Source organism: Streptomyces sp. Ag82_O1-12, assembly GCF_900182715.1.
In the GTDB taxonomy this organism is placed as follows: Bacteria; Actinomycetota; Actinomycetes; order Streptomycetales; family Streptomycetaceae; genus Streptomyces; species Streptomyces massasporeus.
The window spans coordinates 3,236,432-3,249,013 of record NZ_FXUW01000001.1 but is presented as its reverse complement, the minus strand read 5'-3'; the positions used below and the strand labels follow the sequence as shown (position 1 = coordinate 3,249,013).

The 12,582-nt window shown below is 70.6% G+C and carries 12 protein-coding genes, 1 pseudogene and 1 riboswitch; of the genes and pseudogenes, 8 read left to right on the top strand and 5 right to left on the bottom strand.

Annotated features, from left to right (window positions below; translation table 11 throughout):
* From QOL88_RS14880 to bcp, 3 genes are all read right to left on the bottom strand, one after another.
* On the bottom strand, positions 1-501 hold the full coding sequence (locus QOL88_RS14880; protein ID WP_179878867.1) for an HNH endonuclease signature motif containing protein: 501 nt from the start codon (positions 499-501) through the stop codon (positions 1-3).
* Positions 498-1,139, bottom strand: a complete 642-nt coding sequence (locus tag QOL88_RS14875) for an HNH endonuclease signature motif containing protein (protein ID WP_097216898.1) — start codon at positions 1,137-1,139, stop codon at positions 498-500. Before QOL88_RS14875 ends, QOL88_RS14880 begins: the two co-directional genes overlap by 4 nt.
* A gap of 143 nt (positions 1,140-1,282) precedes the next feature.
* Complete coding sequence (gene bcp / locus QOL88_RS14870) at positions 1,283-1,750, bottom strand: thioredoxin-dependent thiol peroxidase (RefSeq protein ID WP_033308146.1); 468 nt, start codon at positions 1,748-1,750, stop codon at positions 1,283-1,285.
* Between the two features lie 96 nt (positions 1,751-1,846).
* Here bcp and QOL88_RS14865 point away from each other — a divergent pair, with 96 nt between their 5' ends.
* The 3 genes from QOL88_RS14865 to QOL88_RS14855 all read left to right on the top strand — a co-directional run bounded on the left by QOL88_RS14865 (position 1,847) and on the right by QOL88_RS14855 (position 3,068).
* Positions 1,847-2,176: a DUF3618 domain-containing protein gene (locus QOL88_RS14865; RefSeq protein ID WP_097216897.1), complete on the top strand. Its 330-nt coding sequence runs from the start codon at positions 1,847-1,849 to the stop codon at positions 2,174-2,176.
* 44 nt (positions 2,177-2,220) lie between these two features.
* Complete coding sequence (locus QOL88_RS14860; RefSeq protein WP_097216896.1) at positions 2,221-2,577, top strand: GroES family chaperonin; 357 nt, start codon at positions 2,221-2,223, stop codon at positions 2,575-2,577.
* 68 nt (positions 2,578-2,645) lie between these two features.
* A riboswitch (guanidine-III (ykkC-III) riboswitch) is annotated at positions 2,646-2,713 on the top strand.
* 34 nt (positions 2,714-2,747) lie between these two features.
* The gene (locus QOL88_RS14855) at positions 2,748-3,068 is read left to right on the top strand and encodes a DMT family transporter (protein ID WP_097216895.1); all 321 of its coding nucleotides are present in this window, start codon (positions 2,748-2,750) and stop codon (positions 3,066-3,068) included.
* A gap of 79 nt (positions 3,069-3,147) precedes the next feature.
* On the opposite strand, the gene QOL88_RS14850 is transcribed toward QOL88_RS14855, so the two are convergent.
* A complete protein-coding gene (locus QOL88_RS14850; protein ID WP_097216894.1) occupies positions 3,148-5,562 on the bottom strand; it encodes a transglycosylase domain-containing protein in 2,415 nt (804 codons plus the stop codon).
* Positions 5,563-6,042: 480 nt separating this feature from the next.
* Between QOL88_RS14850 and QOL88_RS14845 the strand changes: the two genes are divergently transcribed.
* From QOL88_RS14845 to QOL88_RS14830, 4 genes and pseudogenes are all read left to right on the top strand, one after another.
* Complete coding sequence (locus QOL88_RS14845; protein WP_097216893.1) at positions 6,043-6,843, top strand: ABC transporter permease; 801 nt, start codon at positions 6,043-6,045, stop codon at positions 6,841-6,843.
* Between the two features lie 49 nt (positions 6,844-6,892).
* A complete protein-coding gene (locus tag QOL88_RS14840) occupies positions 6,893-7,657 on the top strand; it encodes an ABC transporter permease (RefSeq protein ID WP_373559342.1) in 765 nt (254 codons plus the stop codon).
* Positions 7,658-7,712: 55 nt separating this feature from the next.
* Positions 7,713-8,696 carry an ABC transporter ATP-binding protein gene (locus QOL88_RS14835; RefSeq protein WP_097223000.1) on the top strand — a complete coding sequence of 328 codons (984 nt, stop codon included), beginning with the start codon at positions 7,713-7,715 and terminating at the stop codon, positions 8,694-8,696.
* A gap of 33 nt (positions 8,697-8,729) precedes the next feature.
* Positions 8,730-9,422, top strand: a pseudogene (locus QOL88_RS14830) (DUF1707 SHOCT-like domain-containing protein); the annotation flags it as partial.
* Positions 9,423-9,673: 251 nt separating this feature from the next.
* On the opposite strand, the gene QOL88_RS14825 reads toward QOL88_RS14830, so the two are convergent.
* Entirely contained in the window at positions 9,674-11,008 is a 1,335-nt protein-coding gene (locus QOL88_RS14825; RefSeq protein WP_097216890.1) for an SGNH/GDSL hydrolase family protein, read from the bottom strand.
* Between the two features lie 164 nt (positions 11,009-11,172).
* Between QOL88_RS14825 and QOL88_RS14820 the strand changes: the two genes are divergently transcribed.
* Positions 11,173-12,546: a DUF445 domain-containing protein gene (locus QOL88_RS14820; RefSeq protein WP_097216889.1), complete on the top strand. Its 1,374-nt coding sequence runs from the start codon at positions 11,173-11,175 to the stop codon at positions 12,544-12,546.
* Positions 12,547-12,582: the final 36 nt, after the last annotated feature.

Here is a 12,582-nt window from a genome sequence, read left to right as displayed (position 1 = left end):
TCATGCGGGGCGGGTCTGTGGGGAACGCCTGCCGCCGCCTCTGCACCAGGTGCTCGTCACCGCATGGCAGTTGGGGCACAACAACCGCAGGTTCTGCAACCGGTCGTCGCTCCAGTCCCCGTTGATGTGATCCACCTCCAGCGTCATGGGTCTGCCGAGCCACTCGGGGCCGACCCCGCAGTCGGCGCATTCCTCTGGTACGCCCACCTCATGGAGCGCCCGACGTAGGACAATGGTCCGAGTCCTGCGCCCGCCGTCCTGCTTGACCAAGATGTCCTCAGGGCGTCTGGCCGAGGTCGGGCGGCGCTTCCCCCGCTGGTGGGCCTGGCCCAGAAAGTGCTCTGTGGTGAGCTTGTCCTCGGCGATCCACCGGCGCAGATGCTTGCGCCGAGTACCGCTCTCCGGGAGCCCCAGGCGGCGCAGCACCTCCGCGACGGAGCGGGACTCGGCGACCGCGCCGCGCAGTTCCTCAGGCGAGGGCCGTGCCTGTCGGCTGCTCATGAGGCACGCCTCTTGCCTCGCCCCCGGTAACTGTCCGTCGTCGAATGGCAGTTGGGGCAGAGGAGCCGAAGGTTCTCGATGCGGTTGTCCCTCCAGTTGCCGTCGATGTGATCGACCTCCAGAGGGAGCGGGCGCCCCCGCCAAGCCGCCCCCGTGCCGCACAGGGCGCACCGCTCCGCCATTCCCAAGGACGTCATCGCCCACTTGAGGCGGTCGCTCGGAATGCGCCGGGCGCGATCCGCCGGTTGCTCGACCAGGAAGGCCTCCGGGGTTCGCGGGCGCCAGGGTTTCCCACGCCGAGTCGGCACCCTGAAGTGCGATGTGTCGATGCCGTAGGCCCTGACCCGGCGGCTGATGTGTGTGTGATGTCCGCCCACCACCTCGAGTCCGAGATGCCGCAGCACCTCACACATGTTCGTCGACGCCGCCACCGCTCGCTCAAGGACGTCCCTCGTCCACCGCACCCCCTCTCGCTCGAAGTGCGCCACGTCCACGCCGAGCTTCCTCATCCGCTGGGACACGTACCGCCGCGTCGAACTCTGCGGATCCACCCCCATCGACAGCAACGCCTCCGACAACGACCGAGCCCCCCGAGCCGCCTCCTCCAGCCGCTCTCTGGTGTATGCACTGGCCCCCACGAAACACCCCTCCGTCCCCGACCACCCGTTCGTGGTCTCGCACGGAGTAACGAACCGTTTATCGGACGGTCACGCACGAAAAACGGAGCGGCTCGTACCGGACCTCACCGGTACGAGCCGCTCGCGGAGGAAACAGCGGGGTCTCAGACCCCCAGGTCCTTGATGATCTTGGCGACATGCCCGGTCGCCTTGACGTTGTACAGGGCGCGTTCGACCTTGCCCTCCTCGTCCACGACGATCGTGGAGCGGATGACGCCGACCACCGTCTTGCCGTAGAGCTTCTTCTCGCCGAAGGCGCCGTAGGACTCCAGGACCTGCTTGTCCGGGTCGGCGAGCAGCGTGACCTTCAGGGACTCCTTGTCGCGGAACTTGGCCAGCTTCTCCGGCTTGTCGGGGGAGATGCCGATGACGTCGTAGCCCGCGCCCGCCAGCAGCTCCAGGTTGTCCGTGAAGTCGCAGGCCTGCTTCGTGCAGCCGGGTGTGAGGGCGGCCGGGTAGAAGTACACGATGACCTTGCGGCCCTTGTGGTCCGACAGGGACACCTCCGTGCCGTCGGCGTCGGGCAGGGTGAAGGCGGGGGCCACGTCCCCCGGCTGGAGTCGCTCGCTCATCAGGCCAGGGTAACCGGGGGTCGAGGCAGTGCGATGAGCCGTGGAGCTGACAGACTGTCCGGCACAGGCTTCACACCGACTTCGAAAGGCGACACGGTGGCGGACACGGCGGACACCAGGACCCCGGCGCAGATCGAGGCGGACATCAGGCGCCGCCGCGCGACCCTGGCCGAGACCCTCGACGAGATCGGGGTGCGGGTGCACCCGAAGACGATCGTCGGGGATGCCAAGGCCAAGGTCGCTTCCAACATCGACCACACCCTCGGACGGGCCTATGTGGGGGTCAACCGGGCCGTCACCGACGTGCGCGCCCGGTTCGTGGACGAGAACGGCGCACCCCGGCTGGAGCGGGTGGTGCCCGTCGCGCTCGTCGTCGTGGGCGTGGTCGGGCTGCTCGCGGTCAGCACGCGGCGCCGCAAGGGTTGACCCGACTGCGTCCGTTTGCGGGGAAGACAGGTAGGTTTCAGGGCGTGAGCGCCAAGAGAAACGAGCACAGTACCCATCCGGACAAGCTGCCCATCCGGATGCTGCACGACCGCGTACTCGTGCGGCAGGACACCAGCGAGGGCGAGCGGCGTTCCGGCGGCGGCATCCTGATTCCCGCCACGGCCGCGGTCGGCCGGCGCCTGGCGTGGGCCGAGGTCGTCGCGGTGGGGCAGAACGTGCGGACCGTGGAGACGGGCGACCGGGTGCTGTACGACCCGGAGGACCGTGCCGAGGTCGAGGTGCGGGGGGTCGCGTACGTGCTGATGCGCGAGCGTGATCTGCACGCCGTCGCCGCGGACCGGTTCGAGGGTGCCGAGGACTCGACCGGCCTGTACCTGTAGGGCCGGCGGCAGTCGTACGGAAAGGGGCTGGTGACCCTGGTCACCGGCCCCTTCGCCGTGTCGTGCGGGCTTTGCTACGTTGGAGACACCCCCGACGAGACGCGCCGTACCGGGACCAAGGCAAAGACGACGCACCGACACCGTCAGCCCGTTTCCCGGAGGTGCCCGTCATGGCCTGGGTTCTGCTCGTCGTCGCCGGTCTGCTCGAGGTCGGGTGGTCCGTCGGCATGAAGTACACCGACGGTTTCACCCGCCCCCTGCCCAGTGTGCTCACGGGCGTCGGCATCGTCGCCAGCATGCTGCTGCTGTCGCAGGCCGCCAAGACCCTGCCCATCGGTACCGCCTACGGCGTGTGGGTGGGGATCGGTGCGGCCGGGGCGGCGGTGTTCGGCATGGCGGTGCTGGGTGAGCCGGTGACCGCCGCCCGGATCTTCTTCGTGTGCCTGCTGCTGGTCGCCGTGGTGGGGCTGAAGGCGACCAGCGGCCATTGAGCCGTCATGGCGCGCTGAAGGCGACCAGCGACCAGCGGCCAGCGGCCACTGACCGGCCCGGCCCGGCCCGGGCTACGGGCTACTCGCGGCGGGCGCCCTGTGGGACCACGCCCCAGCCGGGGCCGGTCGGGCCGCCCGTCTGGCCGCCGTCGCTCGTGTCGCCGCCGCCACCGCCGTCCGTGGTGCCGCCGTCCGTGGTGCCGCCGTCGGTCGTGCCGCCGTCGGTGGTGCCGCCGTCCGCGGTGCCGCCGCCGGTGGGGGACTCGCCGCCGGTGGTGCCGTCGGTGGTGCCGCCGTCGGTCTGGCCCTCGGTCTGGCCCTCGGGGGCGCTGGGGCTCTGGCCGGGCGTCTCGGTGCCGGTGTCCTCGCCGCCGGTGGTCGTGCCGCCGTCGGTGGTGCCGCCGGTGGTCGGGTCGGCCGGGGCCTCGCTGCTGGGGGCCTCAGAGACGTCGGCGCCGGGCTGGAGCCTGAGGTCGAACTCCTTGGCGGGCTTGTTCTTGAGGGCGTCCTCGGTGAACTGCGTCCAGATCTCGGCGGGCGCGCCGCCGCCGTTGATCCGGTCCAGGCCCATGGCGCCGTACAGCGACTTGTGGGCGGCGGTGACCGGGTCCTGGCCCATGACGGAGACGACGGTGGCGAGGTCGGGGGTGTAGCCCGCGAACCAGGCCGCCGTGTCCTCCTCGGCGGTGCCGGTCTTGCCCGCGACGGGGCGTCCCGCGGCCTGCGCGGCGGAGGCCGTGCCGTTCTGGACGACGCTCTGCAGCATCGATGTGGTGGTGTCGGCGGCCTCGCGGCTCACGGCCTGCCGGGTGCGCCGCTCGGGCAGGTCGATCGGCATGCCCCCCTTGGTGACCTTCTCGACGATCGTGTACGTGCCGTGCCGGCCGTGGTTGGCGAGGGTGGCGTAGGCCTCCGCCATGTCGAGGACGCTGGCCGTGGCGGTGCCGAGCGCGATGGCGGGGCCGTCGGCGAGGTCGGGGGTCGTCTCGGGGACGCCGAGGTCGATCGCGGTCTGCTTGACCTCCGCGGGGCCGACGTCGGCGGCCATCTGCGCGTACACCGAGTTCACGGAGCTGTCGGTGGCCTCGGTGACGGTGATGTCGCCGTAGGAGCGCTGGTCCTCGTTCTCGGGGGCGTAGGGGTCGCCGGTCCAGCCCTGCACGGAACGCTTGTTGGTGCCGTCGTAGATCGTGTTGGGGGTGATGACGCGGCCGTCCTGGGTCTCCGAGTGGTTCTCGACGGCCGAGGTGAACACGAACGGCTTGAAGGTGGAGCCGACCTGGAAGTCCCTGCGCGTGGCGTTCGGGGTGTACTGCTTGACGTAGTCGACGCCGTTGTACATCGCGACGACCTTGCCGGTCTTGGGATCGACGGAGGCGCCGCCGGCCCGGACGTAGGTGTCGACCTTGTTGTTCTTCTTGTCGAGCTTGGACATCAGCTTGTCGTCGACGGCCTTCACGAACGCGTCCTGCTTGCCCTTCTGCAGGGTCGTCGTGATGCGGTAGCCGCCGGCGTCGAGCTGCCTCTCGTCGACGATCTTGTTCTGGACGAGGTAGTCCTTGACGATCCGGACGATGTAGCCGCGCTGCCCGGACATGCCGGTGGAGAGGGTGGACTCCTTCGGCATGGGGAACTTCATGCCGGTGCGCTCGGACTTGCTGAGCCAGCCCTTCGTGACCATGCCGTCCAGGACGTAGTTCCAGCGGGACTCGGCGGCCCCCCGGTTCTCGGGGTGGGCGACGACGTCGTACTGGCTGGGCGCGTTGACGAGCGCGGCGAGGTAGGCGGCGCGGCCCGGGTCGAGGTCCTTGGCGTCCTTGCCGTAGTAGGCCTGGGCGGCGGCCTGGATGCCGTAGGCGTTGCGGCCGAAGTAGCTGGTGTTGAGGTAGCCCTCGAGGATGTGGTCCTTGCTGACCTCGCGGTCCAGCTTGATCGCGATGAAGAACTCCTTGGCCTTGCGCGTGACGGTCTGTTCCTGGCGCAGGTAGTAGTTCTTCACGTACTGCTGGGTGATCGTGGAGCCGGACTGCTTGCCCTTGCCGAGCGCGGTGTTCCAGGCGGCGCGGACCATGGCCTTGGGGTCGACGGCGGACTCGGTGTAGAAGTCGCGGTCCTCGGCGGCCAGGATGGCGTGCTGGGCGTCCTTGGAGATCTGCGGGAGTGTGACGTTCTCGCGGTTGACCTCGCCGTCGCGGGCGATCACGGAGCCGTCCGCGTAGAGGTAGACGTTGGCCTGCTTGGTGGCGAGCGCGTTGGCCGGGGGGATCTGCACCAGCGAGTAGCCCAGGAAGAAGCCGCCGGCCAGCAGCAGGACGACGATGACGAAGGCGCCGAGCGTCATGCGCCAGGTCGGGATGATCCGGCGCCAGCCGGTCCGCTTCGGTTTCCCGGCCGCCTTGGTCCCGGGCGTGCCCGGGGCGCCGTCGGCGTGCGCCTGCGGCTCTCTCGATGCCCAGCCCGGGTTCGGCTGCTGCGGCTGAGGCTCGTCACTCATGTCGTGCACGGACTCCTGTTTCGCGTCGTACGTCGTTCCCGTACGTCTCTGCTCGCTCTTGCGCCCCTGTGATGAAGACTGTCCCATCCGTTGATCAGTTCCCTGATCGAGGGCCGGGTCGTGAGCCGTGTGGTGAGGCGGGCCGCATGCGAGTGGGTGCGCGGGCGGGCACGGGGTCAAACGCGCTGTTGCGTACGTCTGCCCGAATCGTGATCTCGCCTGCGCGACATTCGCCCGAAGGGGGACACGGCCGTGGTTCGTGACGGCTCGTACGCTCCGCCCGGCCGGCACCGCCGCCACGCTGCTCGCCCTGGCCACGGTCGCCTCCGGCCCGCGCGGACGCAACGGATCGTACCGTCTGGGCCGGTCCGCGCCCGCCCCGCGGCGCCCTTGCCGCTCTCCGAAATTGCGTGGCACGCCCGTTCGCCGGGCCACTAGGCTCCTGCGCTTCGGTGCCTGGCGGCGAGGAGGGTGGTGGATGTGGGCTCGGGGCGGTTGTACGCGGCCGTCGCGGCGGGTGGTTTCCGGCGGTACGCGACGTATCGGTCGGCCACGGTGGCCGGGGTGTTCACCAATACGGTCTTCGGCGTCATCCTCGTCTACACGTATCTGGCGCTGTGGGACGAGAAGCCGCATCTCGGGGGGTACGACCAGGCGCAGGCGGTGACCTATGTGTGGCTGGGGCAGTGCCTCTACGCCACGCTGGCGATCCAGGGCGGCGGCGCCGAGAAGGATCTGATGGAGCGCATCCGCACCGGTGAGATCGCCGTGGACCTGTACCGGCCGGCCGATCTTCAACTGTGGTGGCTGGCGGGGGATGTGGGGCGGGCGTTGTTCCAGATGCTGGGGCGGGGCGTGATCCCGTTCCTGTTCGGCGCGGTCTTCTTCCCGATGGCGCTGCCGACGCAGGCCGCCCCGTGGGCGGCTTTCGTGGTCACGCTGCTGCTGGCGACGGTCGTGAGTTTCGCGATCCGCTACCTGGCGGCCCTGAGCGTGTTCTGGCTGATGGACGGCACGGGCGTCAACCAGGTGCTGGTGGTCACGGGGATCTTCTTCTCGGGCATGGTGCTGCCGCTGAACGCCTTCCCGGGGGTCTTCGGGGAGATCGTGCGGGTGCTGCCGTGGGCGGCGCAGATCCAGATGCCGGCGGACGTGCTGATGGGGGAGACGGATCCGCTGCGGGCGTTCGCCTTCCAGGCGGCGTGGGCTGTGGCCCTGCTGGCTGCGGGGCGGCTGATGCAGTCGGCCGCGACGCGGCGGGTGGTGGTGCAGGGTGGGTGAGCGCGGTGCTGTGGCCGAGGGGCTGCGGGCCTACCGGCTGATCGCCGGGATGTGGGTGCGCTCCAGCATGACCTACCGCGCCTCGTTCGTGGTCACGGTGTTCGGGAACCTGACGGTGACGGGCCTGGACTTCGTGGGAATCCTGCTGATGTTCTCGCAGGTGGACTCGCTGGGCGGCTGGTCGCTGCCCGAGGTCGCCTTCCTGTACGGGCTGTCGGTGACGTCGTTCGGGATCGCCGATCTGGCACTGGGCTCGATGGACGTCCTGGGCGCCCGGATGCGCGACGGCTCCTTCGACACGCTGCTGGTGCGTCCGGCGCCGGTGCTCGCGCAGGTCGGGGCGGACCGGTTCGCGCTGCGGCGGCTGGGGCGGATCACCCAGGGCGCGGTGGTGCTGGGCTGGGCGCTGGTGTCGGTGGACGTCGACTGGAGCGCGGCGAAGGTGCTGCTGGTGCCGGTGATGGTGGTCAGCGGCGCGGCGATCTTCTCGGCGGTGTTCGTGGCGGGCGCGGCCTTCCAGATCTACGCGCAGGACGCGGCCGAGGTGCAGAACGCCTTCACCTACGGCGGGACGACGCTGTTGCAGTATCCGCCGTCGGTGTTCGGCAAGGACCTGGTGCGGGGCGTGACCTTCATGCTGCCGCTGGCCTTCGTCAACTGGGTGCCCGCCGCCTACGTGCTGGGGCGGCCGTACCCGGTCGGGCTGCCGGGGTGGGCGGCCTTCGCGTCGCCGATGGTCGCGGTGGCGTGTTGTGTCCTGGCCGGGCTGGCGTGGCGGACGGGGCTTCGTTCGTACCGGAGTACAGGGAGTTGAGTTGACCGGGTCGGAGAGCGGGTCCAGCCAGGAAGGCGGATCGGAAGGCGGGTTCATCGGATCGGAAGGCGGGTTCATCGAACTCGACGGTGTTCAGAAGGTCTTCGAGGTGCGCAAGAAGACCGGTTTCATGAAGCGGGAGCGGCGGCAGGTGCGGGCCGTCGACTCGATCTCCTTCCGGGTGGAACGCGGCGAGATGGTGGGCTACATCGGCCCCAACGGCGCCGGGAAGTCCACCACGATCAAGATGCTGACCGGGATCCTCACCCCCAGCGCGGGCCGGCTGCGGGTGGCGGGCATCGACCCCTCCCGGGAGCGGACACGGCTCGCGCACCGCATCGGCGTGGTGTTCGGGCAGCGCACGACGCTCTGGTGGGACCTGCCGCTGCTGGACTCCTACCGGCTGATGCACCGCATGTACCGGATCCCGGACGCCCGTTACCGGGAGAACCTCGGCCGTCTGGTCGAACTCCTCGACCTGGGCGACCTGCTGGACGTGCCGGTACGGCAACTCTCCCTCGGTCAGCGGATGCGCGGCGACATCGTGGCGGCGCTGCTGCACGACCCGGAGGTCCTGTACCTGGACGAGCCGACCATCGGTCTCGACGTGATCTCCAAGTCCAAGGTGCGGGATTTCCTGCGGGAGTTGAACACCGAGCGCGGCACCACGGTGCTGCTGACCACGCACGACCTCCAGGACATCGAGCAGTTGTGCAAGCGGGTGATGGTCATCGACCACGGGCGTCTGATGTACGACGGTCCGCTCGCCGGGCTGCACGAGGTCGGGGAGAGCGAGCGGACCCTGGTCGTGGACCTGGAGCGGGAACTGCCGCCGATCGACGCTCCGGCGCCCGCGCGGGTCGTCCGCGTGGAGGGCCCGCGTCAGTGGCTGGCGTTTCCGGCGGGGGAGTCGGCGGCGCCGCTCGTGGCGCGGATCGCGGCCGAGTACCCGCTGGTGGACCTGTCGGTGCGGGAGCCGGACATCGAGGCGGTCATCGCCACGATGTACGGGGAACAGGCCGAGCGGGCGATCTCGTAGCCCCCGGCGGGGTGAACTCGTAGGCTGCTGTGTATGACCGACGACGCCGTCCCGGACCTCCGCGCCTCCGACGCCGACCGTGAACAGGTCGCCGGCATCCTGCGGGACGCCCTGGCCGAGGGGCGCCTCGACATGGAGGAGTTCGAGGAGCGGCTCGACGCGACGTACAAGGCCCGGACGTACGGGGAGCTGGCGCCGATCACCCGGGATCTGCCGGCCGCGGGCGTGACGGTCCCGGCGGTGTCCCTGACGAAGGACCCGGCGGCCGGCCCGGACTGGTCCGGGCGGATCACCGGTGGCGAGGGGTCCTCCTCGTGGGCCGTCGCCGTGATGTCCGGCTTCCAGCGCAAGGGGCACTGGACGATGCCCCGGCGGTTCACCTGCTTCGCCTTCTGTGGCGGTGGGGAGATCGACCTGCGCGAGGCGAACTTCGCGGACCGCGAGGTCGAGATCAACGCCGTCGCGATCATGGGCGGGGTGGATGTGATCGTGCCGCCCGGGGTCGAGGTCGTCGTCCGCGGCATCGGCATCATGGGCGGCTTCGACCACCGCGAGGAGGGCGTGCCCGGGGAGCCGGGCGCGCCGCGGGTGATCGTGACGGGGTTCGCGCTGTGGGGCGGCGTCGGGGTCCAGCGGAAGCTGACCCGGGCGGAGAAGCTGCGCATCCGCGAGGAGCGCCGCCAGGAGAAGCTGGAGCGCGGGGCGGGACGGCGGGAGCTGGACGGGGAGCGCTGAGCCCCTGCACTGCGGGCGGTACGGCCCCGGCAGCGCGGGTGGCGCACCGAGCCTTGGCGCTGCGGCGGCCGGGCCCCGGCAGCGCGAGTGGCACCGAGCCTTGGCGCTGCGGCGGTCGGGTCCCGGCAGCGCGGGTGGCACCGAGCCCGGCAATACGGGCGACGCCCAGCCCGGCAGCCGTGTGCCCGCCGCCTGCGGACAGGCGACGGGCACGGGACGAGACGGGACGGCGCGAGACGGGACTACAGCTCCGCCGGCGCCGACCCCTTCAGCGTCTCCAGGTCGAAGGACTCGGCCATCCGCGCGTACCCCTTGTCGCTGGGGTGCAGATGGTCGCCCGAGTCGTAGTCGGACCGCAGCCGTCGCGGGTCGTACGGGTCGCGCAGCGCCTGGTCGAAGTCGGCCACGGCGTCGTACACCCGCCCGGCGCGGATCTGCGCGTTGATCGTCTGGCGTACCGCCTCACGCGCCTCGGTGTACCCCCGGTGCCCGTAGAACGGCATCAGCGTCGCTCCGACCACCTTCACGCCGCGCGCGTGGGCCTGGCCCACCATCGTGCGCAGACCGGCGATGATCGCGTTCGGGTCGGCGAGCCGCGGGTTGCGCAGGATGTCGTTGACGCCGAGGTCGATGACGACGACCTTGACGTTCGTCCGCTCCAGCACGTCCCGCCCGAAGCGGTTCAGCCCGCTGGGGTTGTCCGCGGGGCGGCCGAGCCCGTCGGCGAGGGCCTGGTTGCCGCTGATGCCCTGGTTGACGACGCTGTAGCGGGGCAGGTCCCGGCCGGCCGCGATCTCCGCGCGCAGCCGGTCCGAGAGCACGTCGGTCCAGCGGCTGTTGGTGTCCGGCGTGGAGGTGATGCCGTCCGTCAGCGAGTCGCCGAGGACGACGACCGTGCCATCGGACTCGTTGCTCAGCAGGTCCAGCGCGGTCAGGTACCGCCAGGACCCGATCCGCTCGGTGTACGGCGTGCCCGTGCTGTCCTGCGCCTGGTCGCCCTGGGCGACGTAGGAGGTCTGCCGGGCGTGGCGGTGGTAGGTGACCGGGCCGGAGCTGCTCGGCGTGTAGGTGGTGATCAGGACGTCGGAGTCGTGCGGGACGACGACCCGTACGGCGTCGCTCATCACCTGCCGGCCGGGCGGGATGACGACCGTGGGGCCGCCGCTGAAGGTCAGCTGCCGCATGGTGTCCGCCAGTGCCGCCGCGGTGCCGCTGCCCGCGGAGACGGCGATCGTCGCCCGCGTGATGCTCAGCGGCGACTGGCCGTAGAGATTGGACAGCGTCACGCGGGCACTCGTACCGCCGACACTGGTGTGGACGACGTTGCGGACCGAACGGTTCGCCATGCCCGTGGCCTCGGTGCCGGGTTCGGCGGCGGAGGGAGACGCGGACCAGGTGCCGACCCAGGTGCCGGTGGAGGCGGGTGCGGCGGAGTTGTGAGGGGCGCGACCGTCGCCGAGGGCGTTCCGGTTGCGCAGGCCGTCGTCGGACCCCACTCCGACGTATATGGCGGTGGAAAGGGCCACGATCGCTGCGACGACCACGGCCAGGAGGGCGTAACCACGTCCTCGGGTCATGCTGTGTTGTTCTCCTCGGGCGATGGGAGCCCAAGGCTCCGATCTGATGTGCCCATGATGCGTCATGGGCCGGGGGAAGTTCACAGGACCCCTGGCATTACCCCCCTCCCGACAGACGCCGGGAACTCCTGTTCCGTTCCAGGAGTCGGTCAGGAAGGGACAATGTGTGCGGGATCACCGAGCGGGTGGAGCGGATGGAACGGACGAAAGCAGCAGAAAAGGGCGCCGATGTCGGAGGGCAGCATGCCCGCCCCGGCGGCGCCGTGAACCGCGCGATGACGACGTTCAGCCCGGCGGACGAGGAGAAACAGCGCGGCGTACGCCGGATGAAGCTCACCGCCACCGGACTTCTGGTGTTCGTGGCGCTGGTCTACGTCCTGTCCACCTGGGCGCACAACTCCGGTGCCGGGTCCTGGGCGGCCTACGTCGCGGCCGCCTCCGAGGCGGGCATGGTCGGCGCGCTCGCGGACTGGTTCGCTGTCACCGCCCTCTTCCGGCACCCCCTCGGCATCCCCATCCCGCACACCGCGATCATCCCCACCAAGAAGGACCAGCTGGGCGTCTCCCTGGGCGAGTTCGTCGGGGAGAACTTCCTCTCCGAGGACGTCGTACGGCAGCGGCTGCGCGCCGTCGGCATCGGCAGCCGCCTCGGCGCCTGGCTCGCGGTCCCCGAACACGCCGACCGGGTCACCGCCGAGCTGTCCACCGCCCTGCGCGGCGCCCTGACGGTCCTGCGCGACTCCGATGTCCAGGCCGTGGTCGGCGAGGCCATCACCCGCCGCGCGAACGCCCAGGAGATCGGGCCCGGCATCGGCAAGATGCTGGAGAAGGTCGTCGCCGACGGCGGCCACAAACGCGTCGTCGACCTCGTCGTCACCCGCGCCCACGACTGGCTCGTGCTGCACGGCGACTCCGTGATGGACGCCGTGCAGGGCGGCGCCCCCGGCTGGACCCCGAAGTTCGTCGACAAGAAGGTCGGCGAGCGCGTCTACAAGGAACTGCTGCGCTTCGTCACCGAGATGCGCGACATGCCCGGCCATCCCGCGCGCGGCGCCCTCGACCGGTTCCTCACCGACTTCGCCTCCGACCTCCAGTCCGACACCGACACCCGCGCCCGGATCGAGCGGCTCAAGGGCGAGGTGCTGGGCCGCGACGAGGTCCAGGACCTCATCGCCAGCGCCTGGACGGCCGTACGATCCATGATCGTCGCGGCGGCGGAGGACGAGCGCAGCGAGCTGCGGCTGCGCGTGCGGGCGTCCCTGCTGTCGCTGGGCTCGCGGATGGCGGCCGAGCGCAAGGTGCAGGACAAGGTCGACCAGTGGGTGGAGGACGCGGCCGTCTACGTCGTCACCACCTACCGCAAGGAGATCACCTCCCTGATCACCGACACGGTCGCGAGCTGGGACGCCGAGCACACCACGCGGAAGATCGAGGCCAACATCGGCCGCGACCTGCAGTTCATCCGCATCAACGGCACGGTCGTCGGCTCCCTGGCCGGTCTGCTGATCTACACGGTGTCGCACGCGCTCGGGGCGTGAGAGAGGCCGTTCGGGGCGAGGCGAGGCGGCTCGGGG

What these genes read in the sequence shown, in the direction of transcription:
- QOL88_RS14880 (WP_179878867.1), bottom strand. Translation starts at nt 501, where the DNA reads ATGAGCAGCCGACAGGCACGGCCCTCGCCTGAGGAACTGCGCGGCGCG.
- bcp (WP_033308146.1), bottom strand. Translation starts at nt 1,750, where the DNA reads ATGAGCGAGCGACTCCAGCCGGGGGACGTGGCCCCCGCCTTCACCCTG.
- QOL88_RS14855 (WP_097216895.1), top strand. Translation starts at nt 2,748, where the DNA reads ATGGCCTGGGTTCTGCTCGTCGTCGCCGGTCTGCTCGAGGTCGGGTGG.
- QOL88_RS14850 (WP_097216894.1), bottom strand. Translation starts at nt 5,562, where the DNA reads ATGAGTGACGAGCCTCAGCCGCAGCAGCCGAACCCGGGCTGGGCATCG.
- QOL88_RS14840 (WP_373559342.1), top strand. Translation starts at nt 6,893, where the DNA reads ATGTGGGTGCGCTCCAGCATGACCTACCGCGCCTCGTTCGTGGTCACG.
- QOL88_RS14825 (WP_097216890.1), bottom strand. Translation starts at nt 11,008, where the DNA reads ATGACCCGAGGACGTGGTTACGCCCTCCTGGCCGTGGTCGTCGCAGCG.